Source organism: Acidobacteriota bacterium (genome assembly GCA_016716435.1).
In the GTDB taxonomy this organism is placed as follows: domain Bacteria; phylum Acidobacteriota; class Blastocatellia; order Pyrinomonadales; family Pyrinomonadaceae; genus OLB17.
Map to the genome: position 1 here is coordinate 662,054 of JADJWI010000008.1, position 17,947 is coordinate 680,000.

A 17,947-nucleotide genomic window follows, 5' to 3' on the forward strand; every position below is an offset into this window, starting at 1 on the left:
CTTTATCCAACGGCTAACGCTGATTTTTTTCGAAGTAAGGACAGTTCGTGGTAAGGTAAGGAATAGAGGTAAGGTCATGAATGTCGAAGCAAAAATAACCAGCAAAGGACAGATCACGATCCCGCTTGAAGTGCGCAAAAAGTTAGGCTTGCGGCCGGGCGACAAGATCGTGTTTGAAGAAAAGGGCGATGAAAATGGTGTTACGGTTCGCCCCGCAAAAAAGGAAAGCCCCTTCGCAAAGTATCGCGGTATCGAACGAAGCGGCGGCGGAAGAAGTTTGGACGAGATCGTCGCGGAGATCCGAGCGATGCGAGATGGGGTTGACGAATAGGGATGTCGACTGCACTTGATACGAACGTCATCGTCGCTTTGTGGACGGGGACAGAGGCCGGCTCGAACATGCCGAAAAGGCGCTTCAGGATGCGGCGGATCGCGGTGGCCTCGTAGTTTGCGGAGCAGTGTTCGCAGAACTGCTTGCCGCACCGGGTCGGTCTGAGGACTTCATCCGCCAGTTTTGTCTCGAGACCGGCATCGAAATCGACTGGCATTTCAGCGAGGCCATTTGGGTTTCGGCGGGGAGAGCGTTTCAAGGTTACGCGAATCGCCGTAAACGGCAAAAAAGTGGCCTGCCGCGTAGGATTCTTGCCGATTTTTTGATCGGTGCCCACGCAACTGAGAAAGGTCACGAACTTCTGACCCTTGATGCAAAGCTTTTTAATTCTGCGTTTCCCGGAATTCAAATTGTTAAATTGTGACGAAATCCGGTCATGTGAGATCGGCGAAGGGCTTTCGGTCCGGGTTCTGGCGAGGTAAGAAGATGAAGCACCGAAATCTGAGCAACGAGGAGTGGACGCTAATGGCGATCGATTCGCTTTTCGAGCGTGGCGTTCGCGGCGACTGGGAAGAATTTGTCGCGGCCCTTCGCAAAGACCCGCAGCTCGCCCGCGACACCCTGAAGATGTGCGAGCACCACGCGAACTTCGAATCCGCCAACCTCGCCCGCGTCCTCATCCGCCACATCTACCGCAGCGACGCGGATCTGGGTTTGGAATTGTGAAATGGTCGAACAGTTAACAAAGGAAGCGTTCAGCCCACCCGCCGACGCTCGGCATTCGGTCGAGTTCTACCCGAAGGTCGATGATCACGTTTACGTTAGCCTGCGGATAAATACTGCCGTGAAACCGAGGGCAGCTACGAACTATGCCTTCCAAGCATTCTTGTTCATCAATGCGATCGCCTTTCCAGCATTTCTTCTTTTTTCGGGGCATGTTGTTGCCGCAGCCATTGTCTTTGCCATCAACTTCGTCGCGTTTACCTTTATCCTTCCGCGAGCTAACACCGATCACCATCGGGATTATTATCAACAACTCTTCGGCGACCGGGAGAAGTTTCCGGCGCGGGTTGAAATATCGGCCGAAGGCGTGGCCTACACTTCCGAGGGCGGCACGAGCTTCTGGCCGTGGCGTAAGATCCGATCGATAGAGGAAACGAACGAAGCTATCTACTTTTTCATCGACGGCAATGGTTTCGGCGTGCAGAAAAGCGGCTTTGCTTATCGCGAGGAGGAGCGGGCGTTTTATGAATTTGCGTTGGAGCAGGTGCGGGCTCATCGCCGGAGGACGTTGCCCGAATGATCGTCAATCTCCAGCGGAAGGTTAAGCTTGAGGCTCGCGGGTATGTGCCGTTTTTGGCGGAGGCGTTGGCGGCCATTGATGAGGCGGCGGGCGGCGAGGCTGCGGTTGCATTTGTCTCAGACCGGCGGATGCGCGAGCTTAACAAGTTCTTTCGCGGCAAAGATGCGACCACCGACGTTCTTTCCTTCCCCCACGAACCCGACGAATTCGAAGTTTTGAGTCCCGGCTTTAGCCGGCCCGAGGGCGACGTTCGGCCGCCTAAAGGCGGTACTCCAAACTTCCTCGGCGATATCGTCATCTCCGCCGAGCAGGCCGCCCGACAGGCCGCCGCCGCCCGCCTCCCGCTCGAGCTTGAGATAAAACAGCTCATTCTCCATGGCCTTCTCCACCTCTGCGGCTACGACCACGAAACCGACACCGGCCAGATGAACACCCGCGAACTCGCCCTCCGCAATAAACTCGCCATCGAATAACGCGAGTTCCAGCCGACGACCGATCGCTCCAAGAGAAACGAGGTGAACTGTCTGAGAAGGAGCTCTTTCTCCGCGGTTGACCTTTTTACAAATTTTCGTAATATATTCAAAAATTCGTTCCCGCTTCGCGAAATCCCAAACTCGGAGAACCTGATGTCTAGCAATTTAACGTATCTTTTCGTCCTATTCGCCCTAACTGCAAGTTCTGCGTCCGCGGCTGACCCTGTGTGCCATTCGTTCACTGCCGGAAATCTTACGTGGACTGAGAATTTTGATGGACTTGGAAATATGGAGCCGGGCACAAGCTCGATTGTGCCAATCGGGTTTGGTTTCATCGAAACAGGCACAAATGCGGACGGGAACTATACGATCAATCGCGGGAGCCTTGCGACAGGCAACACGTATAGCTATGGACGGTTGACACCGGAGCCGTCGTTCATTGATCGTGCGTTCGGAGGTCTTCGAAGCGGTTCAAATGTGCCACTAATCGGCGGCTGCTTTGTAAACGACACGAATTCTGCGGTCGCGTCTGTCAACATCACTTTTGATGGCGAACAATGGCGGCTTGGCACGACCAACCGTGGAATTTCCGATCGAATCGATTTTCAGTACAGCCTCAATGCGACCGCGCTGACAAACGGTACGTGGACCGACGTCGATGCACTCGATTTCTCGAGTCCGAACACTCTGAGTGCGGCGGGCGAGAAGAATGGCAACGACGTCACAAACCGAATTGCAGGGATTAACGCGTCGATTCCAACGTTGTCAATCCCTGTCGGTGGGACGTTTTACTTTCGTTGGGTCGATCTTGACATAACGGGCAACGACGATGGACTCGCGATTGACAACTTTTCAATGACAGTAGCCAACGCGGTTCCGAGTTCTTCGAATCTTTCGATCTCGGGGCGGGTGGTTGCGGCGGATGGACGCGGGATCGGCGGGGCGTTTGTGCGGCTGGCGGGCGGCGGCGAGAGCGGCGAGCGTTGGGCGGTGACCAATCCTTTTGGGTATTACAGGTTTGCGGGGCTCGCGGCGGGCGGAACGTATTTTGTCACCGCCGGAGCCAAACGCCACACCTTCGCCGCCCCAACCCGCACCGTCACGCTCGATGAGGACATCGCCGGCCTCGATTTTGTCAGTGAGCAGTGAAGCGAGAAGTCAGAAGTCAGTAGTCAGAAGTTGGAAGCGGTAAAATTTAAGCTTTCAGCTATTAGCTATTAGCTATTAGCTGTGAGCAGGGCGTGGGAAGCGGGGAGCGGTGCGAGTTCTGTGGATTCGAATGACGATGGGCGTCGATCGAAAATGCTTGAACTGGCTTTCGTGAATGAGGTAAGCTCGGAGAAAAGTTTCGCGAGTTGTTTGCCATATGCATCGCCTTGTAATTTCTCTGACGTTAATTTTTCTGAGTGCTGCAGCCGTAAGCGGTCAACCTTCTGGCTGGAAATCGTATTTCTGGGAGGAGATCTCGCTTGTCGCTAGCTTTCCCGGTGAACCCGAGAAAATCGAGGAATCGGTTAACAGCTTTCTGGGCACCGGAACCATTCGACGTTGGACTTACGCCGAACCGGGGGTGAAATACGAGGTCTCGGTGATCGATCTGCCGGATCTGGTGTTTGAGTTTAATAACAAAAATTTGAATGCAGCGTACGACGCTGCCTGTCTTGAGCTAGGCGGCAGCACAACGGCTTGCACTGGAACCCCCAAAATTAATGTGGATTCCTTCGGCGAAGACGGACGGCAAAGCGGATTCAAGAAAGGGCCGGTCACCGTTGGTTTTATCGTTTTCTTGGCACAGAAGCGTTTCTATATGGCAACCGTCACGAACGACAGTATTCTGGACGGGAAAATCCATCGGTCGCGAAAGGAGTTCCTTGATCGTTTTCTTTTTGCCCATCGAGTTGACAATGAGAAGACGCTAAAGTGGGGACTGCCTGCGAACGAATCGCAGAAGCGGACAGTAGTGAGCAGTGAGCCGTAAGCCGTTAGCTGTAACCCCCGTTTATAAATGGCAACTGAGAACTGAGAGCTGAGAACTGGCAACTGAAAAAATGCCGGCTGCTTTGTGGCGGCCGGCATTTTTATTGTTAGGAGTGTGAGTACGCGAACTTTGCTACACGGCCTTTGCGGCCTTCGATACGCTTTGCGCGACGTTGGCCGATTCGTTCTGCATCCGATCGATGCCGTCGGCAACCGTTTCCTTCACGGTCGAGGCTGCGTCCGAAACGACGTCGCTGCGGTTCGAAAGTTTCGAGGACGCGTAGTCGATCGCCGAGTCAGCTTTTTCCGATACCATATGGATCACATTTGCTGACTTCTCCTTGATCACCTTCGCTCCTTCGAGCGTTGAGTCGTAGCCCTTGCGGGTCACATCCGCGATGTCACCCCGGAATTCGCTGCCGGATTTCGGTGCGAAGAGAAGTGCAAGTGCCGCTCCGATGCCGCCGCCGATCAATAGATAACCAACCGTTTTGCCTATCGAGCCCTTGGCGTCCGAGCTCGGCACATACCCATGATCAAATTTGTCAATGTTATTCATTATTTCCTCAAAGTGTTAGCGATATTTCAGCCGCTGAAATAAAAAGACGCAGCGAATTCGAATGGTCGATCGTCATCCGAATTCGCTGCGTATGTAAACTATGCTCCGCGTCGCTGGATAAGTTGCACCACTACCATGACCACCGCAACGACGAGAAGTAAGTGAACGATGTTGCCGAGGGCGCCGAAACCAAATCCCAAAGCCCAAAGCACTAAAAGTATTATTACTATTGTCCAAAGCATTTCTGTATTCTCCTTTACCTGAATCGTGCAAGGATCAAGAGCGTCCGCGCTTGTCGCGTACTTCCTGGCCCGGTGCACTGCAATCGATGTACCTATTTAATCAGTTATTTGCGTCGGTGTATGTGCGTTTACACACAATGAGCTATGTTATGGCGATGAGAACGTGCGGTCGAAGTTCAGTTATTGTATCCTCTGAAGTTTGCAGTTGATACCAAACTTTAACTAGAGGAAACCGATAATAATGAGCAATTTAACATTTGGAATAATCAAGCCGGACGCCGTCCGGGCCGGCAATCAGGGCAAGATCGTTGATCGCATTTTGGCGGCAGGTTTTAAGATCCGCGGAATGAAGCTGATCCACCAGACGCGGAAACAGGCCGAGGGCTTTTACGCCGTCCACGCCGGCAAGGGCTTTTTCGACGAGCTTTGTGACTTTATGTCAAGCGGGCCGTGCGTCGTGCTGGCACTCGAAAAAGAGAACGCCGTGCCGGCATGGCGTGAGCTGATGGGCGCGACCAATCCGGCCGAGGCCGCCGAGGGAACGCTACGCAAGGAATTCGCTTCGTCGATCGGTGAGAACGCCGTCCACGGCTCGGATTCCGACGAGAATGCCGCAATCGAGATCGCTTATTTCTTCAGCAAGCTCGAACTCGTCTAAACTTTAAGGAAAAAACCCTTTCGGCCGGGCCTTTCACGGCTCGGCCGGTTACGCTTTTTCGAGTTTTCTGCTATCCTAACGGCAATTTTTGTTTAGTTCGGCCATGAATAAAAGCTTATGAAACAACACCCCTCGCCAAAGCCGCCAGATTGTCCGACAGAGTTTGCTGAAAACTTGAATTTTTGCCAAACGTGCGGAGCAACGCTGATCGATGCGCCGGCCGCCGAGGAACCGCTTGACCCGTTCAAAACGATGATCGGGAACCCTGCGGATTTCGCAGCGGCCATCCCGAAGACGGATCCGCCGCCGGCGTCGCCTCCACCGACCCCGGAGAAGCCCGAGGACGTGCTCGACCTTCCGGAACCTGACGATTCGCGTGCAACACAAGTGGTCTCGGAAGCAGAAATGCGGGCCGAACTTGCTGGGCTCGATATCGGGCAGGCAACGGTCGTCGATATCCCGCCGGCTGTAAACAATGAACCGCCTCCGCCGGCCTTTATCGAACCGGAAAAGCCGGCCGCACCGGGGCACGACCTCGGCGGCGATCCGTTTATGCATACCACGCCGCCGATCCCTTCACCGAAGGGGCAGCCGCTGAATATGCCAAAGCCGGAAGTGGAGATAAAGCCCGAGCCGACACCTGAACCGGCAATGCCGAACTTCGGTTCGCCCTTTGCTGAACCGCCAGCCTTGGCAGATCCATTTGAACAGGCCGCCTCGCCGTCCTCAGCGGCAGATCCGGCACCTATCTCAACCTTTGAACAACAGGAGACCTCAATGCAAGATCAACAGTTCGGACAAGGCCCTGCAGGGGCAAATATGGGCGGAGCGGTCGGCGGTCAGCAGAGCAAGACGCTCGCGGTCGTTTCGCTCGTTCTCGGAATTCTGGGTATGACGATCTGCTGCGGCTCGCTTCTGCCGAGCCTTGCGGCAGTGATCACAGGATTTATGGCCCGCGGCAAGGCGAACAACGATCCGATGAACTACGGCGGAGGCGGACTAGCACTTGGTGGCCTCATTACGGGTGTCTTTGGGCTGCTGCTCAGCATTGGATATCTCATCTTCGTGTTCTTCCTCGGTGGAATGGAGTTGATAATGAGGGGCATGTAAGCCTCTATTTCAAGGGGGAACTGGTTTTCAAATGTCTATCATTTCAGACGTAATTCAATCAACGACCGCCGTGCTCAAGGGAATGCGGCGGACCCTTTCGGAGATCCCAAGGGAAAAATGGACCGTGCAGTATCCAGACGAGCCGGTGACGGTTCAGCCGCGTTATCGCGGACAGCATCTGCTGCACGTGGACGAGAACGGCAAAGAAAAGTGCGTTGCGTGCTATCTTTGCGCGGCGGCTTGCCCTTCGGACTGCATTTACATCGTGGCCGAAGACGACGCGAGGCCATATGCCGACCGCGTCGGCCGCGATGAACGGTACGCGAAGGTCTATAACATCGATTATGGCCGTTGCATTTTCTGCGGCTACTGTGTTGAGGCTTGCCCGAAGGATGCCATCACACACGGCTATAATTTTGAGATCTCTGTCTTTAACCGGGCCGACCTTCTTAAAACAAAGGACGATCTGCTGATCACAAAGCAGAAGCAGTCAATGAACTACCGCGTGGCGCTCTCGGGCGAGGACGTTGACTCCGAGTTCAAGGAAGTTTAGGGCTGATGACGGCTTCACGCCCGGAATTGAATGGGCCGGGGGCCAGTCCCGGCCCGTCTCGCATTTTAGAGCATAGGAAAAATGCCACGCTCGCAGCTTAGAGATGATCCGCCGACAATAAAGGGCAGGCACCATGAAACAAGGGCCCGCGGGCTTCGGCAATTTGCCGGGCTTACTAAGGACGACCAACCGCTCGATCCTTTTGAACTGGCTCGATATGCGAATCTCTTGGTGGCGCCGTTTGAAGCTGTAGAGGGTTTAACTGCGGAGACGCGCGAACACCTGCTCGGGCGAGGAAGTGAAATGTGGTCCGGCGGAGCCGCTTCGATCGCTCTGCCGAATGGGCAAAAGCTGATCATCCTCAACCCGAAGCACAGCACGCTCCGGCAACGGGCGACGCTAATGGAAGAGATCAGCCACGTATTTCTCGGCCATAAGCCAAGCCGTCTGGCCATCGAGCAAAAGGGATCGGACGGCAAAATGCGAGCTCGCGATTATAACGCCGCCATCGAAGAAGAGGCGTACAGCACTGGGGCAGCCGCGCTCGTCCCATATGCCGGGCTGAAAAGATGTGTCGAGCAAGGGAAGACGTCGGCGGAGATCGCAAGGCATTTTGGCGTAAGCCGGCCGTTGGTCGAATACCGGATCAAGGTCTCCCGGCTTTGGGATAGCTATAAGGAAAATATTTTCCGAATCTCCAAATAGATGGATCAAGAAACCGAAAAGCTTACTTCCAAGATCGCGGACCTTACGCTTGTCGATAAGCTCCGGATGCTGCTCGACATCACGACCAAGATCAGCCGCTCGGCTGACCTTGAGGAGGTGCTCAACCTCGTGATGGACACGCTGTCATCGCTGCTGGAGTATGACGCGGCGGGGATCTATATAATTGAGCACACCGATAAGGACGACAACCCATATATCTTCAAATCTAAGGTCGTAAGAGGTTACGAGATCAGCTTTGAGCTAATTGAACCGAAGCTCAGGTTGGGCGAGGGGTTCATTGGCCACGTAGCACAAACCGGAACGCCTATAATCTCGCCCGATGTGACCAAAGACCCGCGGTACTTCGCCGCCCGCAAGCCGACACGTTCAGAGATGGTGGCCCCGATCATTTCGAACGATCGCGTTATAGGAGCATTTGACCTTGAAAGCGACGAACTCGACGCCTACAACGAAGATGATCTTTCGGTGCTTCAGCTTCTTGCCTCGCAGGTCGCGATCATCATTGAAAAGGCGAAGTTGCTCGAGCAGGCGATCGAGAAAAAGCGGATAGAAGCTCAGCTTGAGATCGCCCGTCAGGTCCAGCTTGAGCTTCTTCCCGACAATGACCCCGTTTTTGGAAATTTTGACATCTCGGCGTACGTTTTCCCGACCGAAGAGGTCTCGGGCGATTATTACGACTGGGTCAAGATCTTTGATTATCAGCTCGGGATCGTAGTCGCGGACGCGGTGGGGAAGGGAATACCGGCGGCGCTTCTGATGTCGTTTTTGCGGGCTTCGCTAAGGGCCGGTGTCCAGGTCGGCTACGCTCCGCACATCGCAATGACAAAGGTCAACACGCTCCTTTGGGACTCGACCGAGGAACACCAGTTCATCACCGCGATCTACGGTATTCTCGATGGCACGAACCGGACGTTCGTGTACTCGAACGCGGGACATAACCCGCCGATGCTGATCAACCCGAATGGTGAATATCGCTTTGTAGAATACGGGGATATGCCGCTCGGTATGTTCAACGATGCTAGGTATCACCAGCACTTCATACGGGTAGAGAAGGACCATGTGTTGGTCATTTACACCGACGGGTTAACCGAAGCGGCTAATGCCGATGGTGAGGAGTTCGGCAATGTCCGATTCGCCGAAAGTGTACTGGAGTGCATTCACTTACCGGCTAAGAAGATGATCGATCACGTCCGCAAGAGCGTCGCGGAGTTCACCGAGCGTAAGTTTCTGGATGATGACGGAACGCTTTTCATAATTAAATCGATATAAAAAAAGAACCCGGAAGGGTTCGAATGCTCGAAATTGGTCTTCCGGGTTCTTCAGTTGTTGGAACTTGTTGTTGCCGCTAATGGGCGAGGACCGAAGTATGTATCGAATCGCCGCCGGGGACAACGGGGGACGTGTAGTCACCATAGTTAAGCTTGCCGCGTTTCCCAGAAAGCTCGTAAATATCGAACCCAAATGCGTCGAGCACCTCGGTCAGATCGTTTACCCTCTCAAGAAAGATCGCCGGGCGGTAGCCGAGTTCCTCGCGGATCTCAAGCAGGCGCTCGACTACTTCAAGCGGTGCGAAACATAGGGTTGGGTCTTTAACAGTCGCCATTTGTTTGTCCGTGACGACGATTGCCGTCCAGTTTAAGATTACGAAGAGGGCCGAAAGGTTGTTCGAGAAAAAGCGTCGGCAACGCGCGAGTCGCGAAAATCCATCTTATAGACGCCGGGAAGATGACGTTTTTGCCAAAATAAATGTCGGAGTGAGAATTTTTTGTCCAAAGGCGAAAAAAGTTGTATTCTACTCAGTAGAAACTTTCCCAGCAAAATACATTATGAATAGGTCGAACACTATGAAATACCTCAGTCTTTTGGTAGTTGCTTTCGTGGCGATGACCTCCGTGGCTACCGCTCAGAGGGTTAACAACCCCACTTCGGTCAGCGATCGCTACATCATTTCGGCAAAGGCCGGCGGGGTAAATCTGGTCGAGGGGCAGGTCGAGGTCCTTAGACGAGATGGCCGCAAGCACATCCTCGTCAAGGGCGATTCTATTGAGGTCGGCGACGAAGTGCTTACAGGTGCGACGGGACGTGCCGAGATCCTTCTAAATCCGGGCTCTTATGCCCGAATCGGTGCAGACTCGTCATTTTCTTTTAAGACCACTTCGCTCGATGACCTTCAACTGGTCGTAGATCGCGGATCGGTGGTATTCGAAGTATTTGCCAGCAACGACTTTAAGGTCGTTGTCGAAACTCCGGAGACGAAGTTCCTGCTTGCCGACTCAGGCGTTTACCGTGTGAATTCTGAATCCGATAACAGTACCATCGCCGTTCTTCGCGGCCGTGCGGAAATCATCGGAACCGTAGACGGCAAGGTAAAGAAGGGCCGTGAGGCATCGATCGACGATGGCCAGGTCGCAGTTTCAAAATTCAAGAAGAGCGAACGTGACGAATTAGACGAGTGGAGCAAGGATCGTGCAAAACTACTTGCGAGGGCTAATTCGCGACTCGACCGCAGAGCTCTTTATGATCCGCTAATGAGTTCATTCGGTTCGGGCATCTGGTCGGTACACCGTTCACTCGGCGTTTGGGCGTATAATTCAGCGATTGGTGGCTATTGCTTCGTTCCGTTCGGCTACGGTTGGGGCTCACCCTACGGTTACTGGTTCGGCACTGATATTTGGGGTTTTGGCGTTCCGCGGTGCGTTTACTACGGAAGCTGCTCGGGCTACCCGACCGGCGGACAATCGGGCGGAACTCCGACAACGAATCAGCCAACAACTCCGACGACTACGACACCACAGCGAAGAGCTCCGGTGCCGCCTTTCCAGCGAATGCAGCGGCAGGAAGGTCGTATTCCGGTCGAAACAACGATCGATCGCGGTCCGGTTTTCCGGCCTTCAACGCCGGTCGTGGTCTCGTCGCCGGGTGAACGCCGTGGTCCCGTGGCTCCTCCGCTTGGGGGTGGTTCATCAAAAGGCCGCGATAATTGATCAGCTCAGCTTGAAAAGGAAAATGGCGAGTCACTGCGGCTCGCCTTTTTCATTTATGGCGTGGGTGTCTCGACATATCGCCGAATGAGCGGCTCTGCCAGAAGAAGGGCGATCTGAGTCCCATTGATCAGCGTGTGAAGAATGAAAGCGGGTAGAAGGCTTCCTGTTGCCGCCCTGAGGGCCGTGAGCATAAAGCTGAGGAGCGTCAAAAGTGCGATCTTGACCGGGTTCTCATAATACTGCGGCACATGAACAAGGGTGAAAAGAATGGTCGTTAGTGTGACCGCGAGCGGCATTCCCATTCGCTTGAGAAAGCCCGGGTACATGACGCCGCGGTAAACAACCTCCTCAACAAGCGGGGCACTAAACACCGCCAGAAAGCCCACGATGTATAGTGCCGTCGTCGAGCTCTTGATAATCCGATCCAGGTCATCCTCACCCGGCGGGAAAAAGTTTACTAGCGTAATCGCGGCGATGAAAAAGATCGTCATCATCACGAAGTAGTGCCAGAACCGAACGCCGCCCGAGGTCCAACCGATCGAGCTCCAAAAGGGCTTATGAAAAAAGGCTGTGATGAGAAGCACGCATAGCGCGAGTGTAAGCAGATGTGCTGGCAACGTCGCCGAGACCTGGACAACGATCGCGGTCGGGTCCGTCCGGGCAAACTCGACAAAGACCGCATTGTTAGCAAATTCGAGGCCCGAGAAAGCCACGTATCCGCCGATAGCGATCGTCTGGGTTACAATAAGAAGAGCGATGCTGCCGATCCAGATACCGAGCGCCGTAAGCACGCCCCAGTGAGGACGGTCGGGCGATGGTATCTCAGCGGCGACCGCGTCCGAATCGTTAAATGCTTCGGGTTGAGGGGGATTTTCCACATCCGAAGTTTAGCGAACGAAATGGCCGGCTCCAAATTGCGCGAACGCCCCTTGAATTTGTGGACTTTACAATATAGTCTAAAAGCCCGTGGAGTCACACGGGGAAAACCCCAGCCAAAATATTGTTGCGATCATACCGGCCAGGTATGCGTCTGCCCGTTTGCCGGGCAAGATGCTGCTTCCGATCGCCGGGAAACCGCTTATTCTCCACACCGTGGATCGCGCACGCGAAGCCGCGACCATCGGCCGCGTAATCGTAGCTACCGACGACGCCCGGATCTTTGAAGTGGTGAGGAACGCGGATGTCGAGGCTGTAATGACCTCGCCCGACCACGCCTCGGGCAGCGACCGAATTGCCGAAGTGGCCGAGAGTTTACCTGCTGGTTCGATAGTGGTCAACGTTCAAGGAGATGAACCGATGATCCCGGCGGCGACAATAGATGCTGCCGTTCGAGCTCTTATTGCGGATGAAGGTGCACAGATGGCGACGACATTCGAACCGATCGACACCGCGGAAGAGGTTCTTGACCCGAATGTCGTGAAGATCGTAACCAGCCCAGACGGTCGGGCGATATATTTTTCGCGTTCACCGATACCGTTACCACGGGAAGCGGTGCAAAAACACGGTTCGCTCGAGTCCGCATTGACCGCTGAGCCTTCGCTTGTCGGTCGGTTCAATAAGCATACCGGCCTTTATATTTACAGGCGAGAGTATTTGCTCGAATTTACGCGGCTTGCACGAACGCCGATCGAAGAGACGGAAATGCTCGAGCAGATGCGGGCCCTTGAAAACGGAGCGGTGATAGTTGCGGTCGAGGCCGCGGGCCGATCGATCGGCGTTGATACCGCCGCGGATCTTGAGCGAGTGCGGCAAATGCTCGGGGAAAAGGTAATGGGGACAGTTTGATGGGCGATTGGATTGGACTTGGGTTTATTCTGCTTGTGATCGCGGCCGCGTATCTAGGCCTTCGAACGCTTGCGAAACCTGCGACGCGGACCGAAGATGAATTCGAGCGGCGGGCAGCCGAAAGCACATCGGGAGTTGGAGCTTCGGTAAATGCGTTACAGGAGATCCTCGATCCCGGCTCGGCAAAGGCAAAACAGGTGGCTGTTGAAATGAAAGAAGGCCGATACCTGAAGAAAAAGCAGGACGGGAAGGCTGAAGATGAATAGGGCTGTTTGACCGTTGTGATTGATGCATGTGGAGACGCCGTCGATCAAGTCGAGAAAAATATGACAAAGTACATTTTTGTGACGGGTGGAGTGGTCTCGAGCCTCGGAAAGGGTTTGGCGGCGAGTTCGCTCGGCTACCTTCTTGAGGCACGCGGGATGAAGGTCCAGATGATGAAGCTGGATCCGTATATCAACGTCGATCCCGGAACGATGTCGCCCTTTCAGCACGGCGAGGTCTTCGTCACAGACGACGGCGCCGAAACCGATCTCGACCTCGGCCACTACGAGAGGTTTACCAACGCAAAGCTCACCCAGGCGAATAATTGGACGAGCGGCCGGATTTACCTTTCCGTTATCGAAAAGGAACGGCGGGGCGATTACCTCGGGAAAACCATACAGGTAATTCCGCATATTACCGACGAGATCAAGGCGGCGGTAAGGGCCGTAACCGAAAAGGACAAGCCCGACGTGCTTATCGTTGAGATCGGCGGAACGGTCGGCGACATCGAGTCGTTGCCTTTCATGGAAGCGATCCGGCAGATGGGGAATGAGGAAGGCCGCGGCAATGCGATCTTTATCCACGTAACGCTCGTGCCGTTCATCGCAGCGGCCGGTGAGCTCAAGACCAAACCGACGCAGCACAGCGTCCGCGAACTTCGCGAGATCGGCATTGCTCCGGATATCTTGCTTTGCCGCTCGGATCGGCCGCTTCCGCTCGATCTTCGCCGCAAAGTCGCTCTTTTCTGCAATGTCCAGGAAAACGCCGTCATCTCCGCACTCGATGTTCCGACCATTTACGAGGTGCCGCTCGCTTTCCACGAGCAGGGCCTCGACGATCTGGTCGTTGCCAACCTCAATCTCGGCGAACGATTCCCGAATGCTGACCTGAAGCGGTGGCGTGAACTCGTTTCGACCATCAAGGAGCCGAGCGGCGGAGCGGTCAAGATCGCGATCGTGGGCAAATACGTTGAGCTTGAGGATTCATATAAATCGCTTCGCGAGGCCCTTACGCATGCGGGTGTGGCGAACGACCTGCGGGTAAATGTCAGTTGGATCGAGTCGGAAAACCTTGTAAAGGAAAACTACGAGAACGACCTTCACGATTACGACGCGATACTCGTTCCCGGAGGCTTTGGTAAACGCGGAATCGCGGGAATGCTCAGGGCAATTCGATATGCGAGGCGGTCAGGGACTCCATATTTCGGCATCTGCCTCGGTATGCAGACGGCCTGCATCGAGTTTGCTCGCGAGGTCTGCGGGCTACGCGATGCGGATTCGACCGAGTTCAACGAACAGACGCCGTTTCCCGTGATTTTCAAGCTCCGCGACCTGGTCGGCGTTGACGAAATGGGCGGCACAATGCGGCTCGGGGCGTGGGATTGCGAGCTGAAAGAAGGTTCGATCGCGAAGAAAATTTACGGCGGGCCAGATCTTATCAGCGAAAGACATCGGCACCGATTCGAGTTCAATCCGGAGTATCGCGACGCACTCGAACATGAGGGACTGGTCGTCAGCGGAGTCTCACCGGACGGAAAGTTCGTTGAGATGATCGAGCTTCCCCGTGAGACGCATCCCTATTTCGTCGCCTGCCAATTTCACCCGGAGTACAAATCAAAACCGCTGGCCCCGCATCCGCTTTTCGTCGCCTTCGTAAAGGCCGCTTGGGAAAACAGGCTCAAGAGCGAAAATCTCGAGCATGACGTTACGAGCGAAAGGCAAGTTGAATTGCCGGAACGTGCGGACGTGACCGCAGACGAGTAGATTTGAGGGAGTATTATTGGCTTCGGTATTTGGCTGTTCGGTTTCCCCTTGCTTTCTCTGGTATTTTCTTAGGTAATGACAGTCAGTTCATTTGAGATCGAAAATGTGCCATTTGGCAACGGCGAGCTAACGTTCATTCTTGGGCCGTGTGTTGTTGAGTCTTACGAGCATGCCTCGATGATGGCGCGGTCGATCAAGGAGATCTGCGAGCGGGTCGGGGTCGGATTTGTCTATAAATCGTCATTTGACAAGGCAAATCGGAGTTCTATCGAGAGCTTTCGAGGGGATGGTATGGACGCGGGGCTCGATGTCCTTCGGCGTATTAAGGAAGAGTTCGGCGTCCCGGTCATCACAGACATCCACGAACCCTGGCAGGCGGAGCCGGTTGCCGAGGTCGCGGACATCCTTCAAATTCCCGCATTTCTTTGCCGGCAGACGGATCTGCTTGTTGCCGCGGCAAAGACGGGAAAGGCTGTTAATGTGAAGAAAGGGCAGTTTCTTGCCCCGTGGGACGCAAAAAACATCGTCGAAAAACTACAAGCTGCCGGCTGCGAAAAGATATTGCTGACCGAACGTGGGGCGAGCTTTGGATACAACAATCTCGTCGTCGACCTGCGCTCTTTTCCGATAATGCGGTCCTTTGGCGTGCCTGTCGTCTTTGACGTCACCCATTCGCTGCAGCTTCCGGGCGGGCTTGGCAAAGCAACCGACGGGCAAGGCCAATACATCGAACACTTTGCACGAGCCGGTGTTGCCTGCGGCGTTGATGCCGTTTTTATGGAGGTGCACAACGACCCCTCAAAGGCTCCAAGCGACGGCCCGAATCAATTGCCGCTCGCTCGGCTCGAACCGCTCCTAACGACTCTTAGAAAGATTCACGAACTTATAAATGCTTGATCGACGAAATCTAATCTCAACTTCCGCATTGATCTTTCTGTTCGCATTTACTGCGATTGGCCAGGCAGATAACAGGATCGCCGCGACGTGGCAGGTGGTCTCGTATGATATTTCCGCCTCGTTGCCCGCGGGAGAAAGCGACCGCAATTTGACGGCAAAGGCGACTATCCGCCTTCGGAACGTTAGCGACCGGCCCGCGACGAGCCTTACCTTTCGCATAAATCAGAACGCCGAGATCGCGTCGGCGAGCGTCAACGGCGCGGTGATCGAGGCGGCAAAGAGTCAAGAACGGCTCGGCGGTGCAACGCTCCAACGGGTCGCACTTCGCGTTCCGGCCGTAGCGGCTGGCGGTGAGCTGACGGCGGTCATTGACTACAAAATTCCGGTTCCGGACAACACCGGCGTCAATTCGATCTCTCCGGTCGCCTCGCATTTTCTGCCGCTGTCATTCTGGTACCCGACGCCGAATAGCTGGTTTTTTGCCCGCGGTGCCGACTATGCTCCGTTCAAGGTCCGGCTGACCACACCCGCAGGCCTTACGGCGATCTCAGCGGGAACCGAATCGAACGGAGCGTACGACAACAAATTGAACGGGCAGCCATTCGTCGTCGCGGGAAGCTGGGACCGAGTGGATAGCTCGGGAATAGCGGTCCATATACCAAAAGGCTCCGGCGAGATTGCGAAAGCACGAGCCGCTGAACTTGCCACATTACTTAGCGAAGCGAAGGCATACACCGAAAAAATACTTGGTCCGGCTCCGAATGTTCCATTGCGGATCGTTGCGATTCGGCGCGGCGGCGGATTTTCGACCGGCGGAACGGTGCTGATCGACGAAGCCGTTTTCCGCAGACAGAAGATCGACTCGCTGACCGCAATGAACATCGCCGAGGCCGCTGCTAGGCTTTGGCTCGGCGGAGCGAATCGCCTTACCGACGATGGGTCGGGCGTCATTCGCGAAGGGCTTGCACGTTACCTCGCCACAAAGTTCATGGCGACAAAATACGGAGCCGAGGTCGCCGAGGTCGAAGTGCTTCGCCAGCGGATCGCGTACGCCTCGATCGCCCGGCGAGACGCGCCGCTTAACACCGTGACACCGCTCGATGAATATTATTTCGCTGCCGTTGCGAACAAGGGGGCGATGTTCTGGCGGGTGATGGAGCGGAAACTCGGCACTGCGGAATTCAATAGCAAGCTTCGTGCATCGCTCGCGAAAGACATCACGACCCTCGCCGATGTTCGGCGTGAATTTGAGGGCCAGAAAGAGGTCGTCGATTATATGCTCGACCAAGTGACAGACATGAACCTCCAGGCCGGACTTCCCCAGGCGGCCGGCGGCGAGTGGAGGGTGGCTCTCCGCAATACAGGCCCGATCGATGTTACGGTCGATGTCGCAGCTCGGCTCGAAAATGGCGAAACCCTGTCCGCTCCCGTGACAATAAAAGCAAAGAGCTTCGGCGAGATGAACTTTCGTACGCCGTCGCGGATAGTTCGGGTCGAGATAGACCCTGAGAAGCTTTACCCGCAGAACGAGTATTCGGACGACATCGCTCCGCGGGAGTTTACCGATAGCGACCTCCTGCTTGCCGTAAAGCACGAATTCGACCGGCAGGAATTTGCCGCGGCAGAAAAGAACGCCCGCCAGGTGCTCGCTGAGTTTCCGAGGTTCGATGAAGTGCGGGTCCTGCTCGGCCGTTCCTTGCTTGCACAGAACAAGATCTCAGAAGCCGACCGCGAGTTTCGGGCCGTGCTCGCGGAGCCGCTCCCTACCTCTCGGTCTATCGGCTGGGCGAATGTCGGTGTGGCGGACGTTGCCCTCCGCACCAATCGAAATACGGATGCGGTGAAGCACGCGACCGACGCGATAATGGCCGACGCGGAATACGGGGCCGGGCTTGCCGCACGCGGTGTCCGGAATCGAATCAACCAAAGCTCGGCTGTCGAAGGATCGATAAAGGAGTTTTTTGTCGAGTTTGACCGAGCGGCGATCTCTAACAGAAAATCCGACGTTGATGCCCTGGCAGTTCCCGGCGAGGTCAATCGCTTCGTCAGCGGCATTTCGGGTCAGGCGACAGTCTGGACGACGACGGTTCTGCACGCTGATATGTTTGACGCGAACACTGCGATCGTCGAGACGAACCTGAGCGTGCGTTTGCTCACCCGCGAACCGGAGACGGGAACGGCAGTTTTTAGGCTTCTGCGCACAGCAACCGGTTGGAAGCTAGCGGGCGTTGAGATCTTTGAGGTCCGCTAATCGATCGACATGCACGACGAAACTTTGCTTGAGAAGGCACGCAACATTCGATTGCTCCTGATGGATTGCGA

Annotated in this window: 23 protein-coding genes (1 of these 23 only partly in view); 19 read left to right on the forward strand and 4 right to left on the reverse strand. The window is 55.0% G+C overall.

What is annotated here, in order from left to right; translation table 11 throughout:
* Window positions 1-76 precede the first annotated feature (76 nt).
* The 7 genes from IPM21_14990 to IPM21_15020 all read left to right on the forward strand — a co-directional run bounded on the left by IPM21_14990 (window position 77) and on the right by IPM21_15020 (window position 4,085).
* Entirely contained in the window at window positions 77-331 is a 255-nt protein-coding gene (locus IPM21_14990) for an AbrB/MazE/SpoVT family DNA-binding domain-containing protein (protein MBK9165186.1), read from the forward strand.
* Window positions 332-371: 40 nt separating this feature from the next.
* Entirely contained in the window at window positions 372-755 is a 384-nt protein-coding gene (locus IPM21_14995; protein MBK9165187.1) for a type II toxin-antitoxin system VapC family toxin, read from the forward strand.
* Window positions 756-817: 62 nt separating this feature from the next.
* Window positions 818-1,057, forward strand: coding sequence for a hypothetical protein (locus IPM21_15000; protein ID MBK9165188.1), 240 nt, complete (start codon window positions 818-820; stop codon window positions 1,055-1,057).
* A gap of 1 nt (window position 1,058) precedes the next feature.
* Window positions 1,059-1,634, forward strand: coding sequence for a YcxB family protein (locus tag IPM21_15005; GenBank protein MBK9165189.1), 576 nt, complete (start codon window positions 1,059-1,061; stop codon window positions 1,632-1,634).
* Window positions 1,631-2,107: an rRNA maturation RNase YbeY gene (gene ybeY / locus IPM21_15010; GenBank protein MBK9165190.1), complete on the forward strand. Its 477-nt coding sequence runs from the start codon at window positions 1,631-1,633 to the stop codon at window positions 2,105-2,107. Before IPM21_15005 ends, ybeY begins: the two co-directional genes overlap by 4 nt.
* Before the next feature lie 153 nt (window positions 2,108-2,260).
* On the forward strand, window positions 2,261-3,256 hold the full coding sequence (locus IPM21_15015) for a carboxypeptidase regulatory-like domain-containing protein (protein MBK9165191.1): 996 nt from the start codon (window positions 2,261-2,263) through the stop codon (window positions 3,254-3,256).
* Window positions 3,257-3,473: 217 nt separating this feature from the next.
* The gene (locus tag IPM21_15020) at window positions 3,474-4,085 is read left to right on the forward strand and encodes a hypothetical protein (protein ID MBK9165192.1); all 612 of its coding nucleotides are present in this window, start codon (window positions 3,474-3,476) and stop codon (window positions 4,083-4,085) included.
* Between the two features lie 132 nt (window positions 4,086-4,217).
* Here IPM21_15020 and IPM21_15025 read toward each other — a convergent pair whose 3' ends face one another.
* Window positions 4,218-4,643, reverse strand: coding sequence for a YtxH domain-containing protein (locus IPM21_15025; protein MBK9165193.1), 426 nt, complete (start codon window positions 4,641-4,643; stop codon window positions 4,218-4,220).
* 98 nt (window positions 4,644-4,741) lie between these two features.
* Entirely contained in the window at window positions 4,742-4,885 is a 144-nt protein-coding gene (locus IPM21_15030) for a lmo0937 family membrane protein (protein ID MBK9165194.1), read from the reverse strand.
* A 241-nt stretch (window positions 4,886-5,126) separates the two neighbouring features.
* Here IPM21_15030 and ndk point away from each other — a divergent pair, with 241 nt between their 5' ends.
* The 5 genes from ndk (at window position 5,127) to IPM21_15055 (ending at window position 9,201) form a co-directional block, all read left to right on the forward strand.
* Window positions 5,127-5,543, forward strand: a complete 417-nt coding sequence (gene ndk / locus IPM21_15035; protein ID MBK9165195.1) for a nucleoside-diphosphate kinase — start codon at window positions 5,127-5,129, stop codon at window positions 5,541-5,543.
* Between the two features lie 117 nt (window positions 5,544-5,660).
* Window positions 5,661-6,653, forward strand: coding sequence for a DUF4190 domain-containing protein (locus IPM21_15040; protein MBK9165196.1), 993 nt, complete (start codon window positions 5,661-5,663; stop codon window positions 6,651-6,653).
* Window positions 6,654-6,684: 31 nt separating this feature from the next.
* A complete protein-coding gene (locus tag IPM21_15045; protein MBK9165197.1) occupies window positions 6,685-7,206 on the forward strand; it encodes an NADH-quinone oxidoreductase subunit I in 522 nt (173 codons plus the stop codon).
* Window positions 7,207-7,287: 81 nt separating this feature from the next.
* Window positions 7,288-7,911, forward strand: a complete 624-nt coding sequence (locus tag IPM21_15050; protein ID MBK9165198.1) for an ImmA/IrrE family metallo-endopeptidase — start codon at window positions 7,288-7,290, stop codon at window positions 7,909-7,911.
* A complete protein-coding gene (locus IPM21_15055) occupies window positions 7,912-9,201 on the forward strand; it encodes a SpoIIE family protein phosphatase (GenBank protein MBK9165199.1) in 1,290 nt (429 codons plus the stop codon).
* Between the two features lie 76 nt (window positions 9,202-9,277).
* On the opposite strand, the gene IPM21_15060 is transcribed toward IPM21_15055, so the two are convergent.
* A complete protein-coding gene (locus tag IPM21_15060) occupies window positions 9,278-9,535 on the reverse strand; it encodes a hypothetical protein (protein MBK9165200.1) in 258 nt (85 codons plus the stop codon).
* 241 nt (window positions 9,536-9,776) lie between these two features.
* Between IPM21_15060 and IPM21_15065 the strand changes: the two genes are divergently transcribed.
* Complete coding sequence (locus tag IPM21_15065; GenBank protein ID MBK9165201.1) at window positions 9,777-10,916, forward strand: FecR domain-containing protein; 1,140 nt, start codon at window positions 9,777-9,779, stop codon at window positions 10,914-10,916.
* Between the two features lie 53 nt (window positions 10,917-10,969).
* Here the strand turns inward: IPM21_15065 and IPM21_15070 are convergent, their stop codons facing one another.
* Window positions 10,970-11,794: a CPBP family intramembrane metalloprotease gene (locus IPM21_15070; protein ID MBK9165202.1), complete on the reverse strand. Its 825-nt coding sequence runs from the start codon at window positions 11,792-11,794 to the stop codon at window positions 10,970-10,972.
* A gap of 88 nt (window positions 11,795-11,882) precedes the next feature.
* On the opposite strand from IPM21_15070, the gene kdsB reads away from it, so the two are divergent.
* From kdsB to IPM21_15100, 6 genes are all read left to right on the forward strand, one after another.
* The gene (gene kdsB / locus IPM21_15075; protein ID MBK9165203.1) at window positions 11,883-12,701 is read left to right on the forward strand and encodes a 3-deoxy-manno-octulosonate cytidylyltransferase; all 819 of its coding nucleotides are present in this window, start codon (window positions 11,883-11,885) and stop codon (window positions 12,699-12,701) included.
* Complete coding sequence (locus tag IPM21_15080) at window positions 12,701-12,967, forward strand: hypothetical protein (protein ID MBK9165204.1); 267 nt, start codon at window positions 12,701-12,703, stop codon at window positions 12,965-12,967. The genes kdsB and IPM21_15080 overlap by 1 nt, the downstream gene beginning before the upstream one ends.
* A 60-nt stretch (window positions 12,968-13,027) precedes the next feature.
* Window positions 13,028-14,728 carry a CTP synthase gene (locus IPM21_15085; protein ID MBK9165205.1) on the forward strand — a complete coding sequence of 567 codons (1,701 nt, stop codon included), beginning with the start codon at window positions 13,028-13,030 and terminating at the stop codon, window positions 14,726-14,728.
* A 75-nt stretch (window positions 14,729-14,803) separates the two neighbouring features.
* The gene (gene kdsA, locus IPM21_15090) at window positions 14,804-15,625 is read left to right on the forward strand and encodes a 3-deoxy-8-phosphooctulonate synthase (GenBank protein MBK9165206.1); all 822 of its coding nucleotides are present in this window, start codon (window positions 14,804-14,806) and stop codon (window positions 15,623-15,625) included.
* Entirely contained in the window at window positions 15,618-17,876 is a 2,259-nt protein-coding gene (locus tag IPM21_15095) for a hypothetical protein (GenBank protein MBK9165207.1), read from the forward strand. Before kdsA ends, IPM21_15095 begins: the two co-directional genes overlap by 8 nt.
* 9 nt (window positions 17,877-17,885) lie before the next feature.
* Window positions 17,886-17,947, forward strand: partial view of an HAD hydrolase family protein gene (locus IPM21_15100; protein MBK9165208.1) — the 5' portion only. The gene runs 442 nt beyond the window's last position; the window shows 62 of its 504 coding nt (coding positions 1-62); the start codon lies at window positions 17,886-17,888; its stop codon lies beyond the right edge, outside the window.

What these genes read in the sequence shown, in the direction of transcription:
- IPM21_14990 (MBK9165186.1), top strand. Translation starts at nt 77, where the DNA reads ATGAATGTCGAAGCAAAAATAACCAGCAAAGGACAGATCACGATCCCG.
- IPM21_15000 (MBK9165188.1), top strand. Translation starts at nt 818, where the DNA reads ATGAAGCACCGAAATCTGAGCAACGAGGAGTGGACGCTAATGGCGATC.
- IPM21_15005 (MBK9165189.1), top strand. Translation starts at nt 1,059, where the DNA reads ATGGTCGAACAGTTAACAAAGGAAGCGTTCAGCCCACCCGCCGACGCT.
- ybeY (MBK9165190.1), top strand. Translation starts at nt 1,631, where the DNA reads ATGATCGTCAATCTCCAGCGGAAGGTTAAGCTTGAGGCTCGCGGGTAT.
- IPM21_15015 (MBK9165191.1), top strand. Translation starts at nt 2,261, where the DNA reads ATGTCTAGCAATTTAACGTATCTTTTCGTCCTATTCGCCCTAACTGCA.
- IPM21_15020 (MBK9165192.1), top strand. Translation starts at nt 3,474, where the DNA reads ATGCATCGCCTTGTAATTTCTCTGACGTTAATTTTTCTGAGTGCTGCA.
- IPM21_15025 (MBK9165193.1), bottom strand. Translation starts at nt 4,643, where the DNA reads ATGAATAACATTGACAAATTTGATCATGGGTATGTGCCGAGCTCGGAC.
- IPM21_15030 (MBK9165194.1), bottom strand. Translation starts at nt 4,885, where the DNA reads ATGCTTTGGACAATAGTAATAATACTTTTAGTGCTTTGGGCTTTGGGA.
- ndk (MBK9165195.1), top strand. Translation starts at nt 5,127, where the DNA reads ATGAGCAATTTAACATTTGGAATAATCAAGCCGGACGCCGTCCGGGCC.
- IPM21_15040 (MBK9165196.1), top strand. Translation starts at nt 5,661, where the DNA reads ATGAAACAACACCCCTCGCCAAAGCCGCCAGATTGTCCGACAGAGTTT.
- IPM21_15045 (MBK9165197.1), top strand. Translation starts at nt 6,685, where the DNA reads ATGTCTATCATTTCAGACGTAATTCAATCAACGACCGCCGTGCTCAAG.
- IPM21_15050 (MBK9165198.1), top strand. Translation starts at nt 7,288, where the DNA reads ATGCCACGCTCGCAGCTTAGAGATGATCCGCCGACAATAAAGGGCAGG.
- IPM21_15055 (MBK9165199.1), top strand. Translation starts at nt 7,912, where the DNA reads ATGGATCAAGAAACCGAAAAGCTTACTTCCAAGATCGCGGACCTTACG.
- IPM21_15060 (MBK9165200.1), bottom strand. Translation starts at nt 9,535, where the DNA reads ATGGCGACTGTTAAAGACCCAACCCTATGTTTCGCACCGCTTGAAGTA.
- IPM21_15065 (MBK9165201.1), top strand. Translation starts at nt 9,777, where the DNA reads ATGAAATACCTCAGTCTTTTGGTAGTTGCTTTCGTGGCGATGACCTCC.
- IPM21_15080 (MBK9165204.1), top strand. Translation starts at nt 12,701, where the DNA reads ATGGGCGATTGGATTGGACTTGGGTTTATTCTGCTTGTGATCGCGGCC.
- IPM21_15085 (MBK9165205.1), top strand. Translation starts at nt 13,028, where the DNA reads ATGACAAAGTACATTTTTGTGACGGGTGGAGTGGTCTCGAGCCTCGGA.
- kdsA (MBK9165206.1), top strand. Translation starts at nt 14,804, where the DNA reads ATGACAGTCAGTTCATTTGAGATCGAAAATGTGCCATTTGGCAACGGC.
- IPM21_15095 (MBK9165207.1), top strand. Translation starts at nt 15,618, where the DNA reads ATGCTTGATCGACGAAATCTAATCTCAACTTCCGCATTGATCTTTCTG.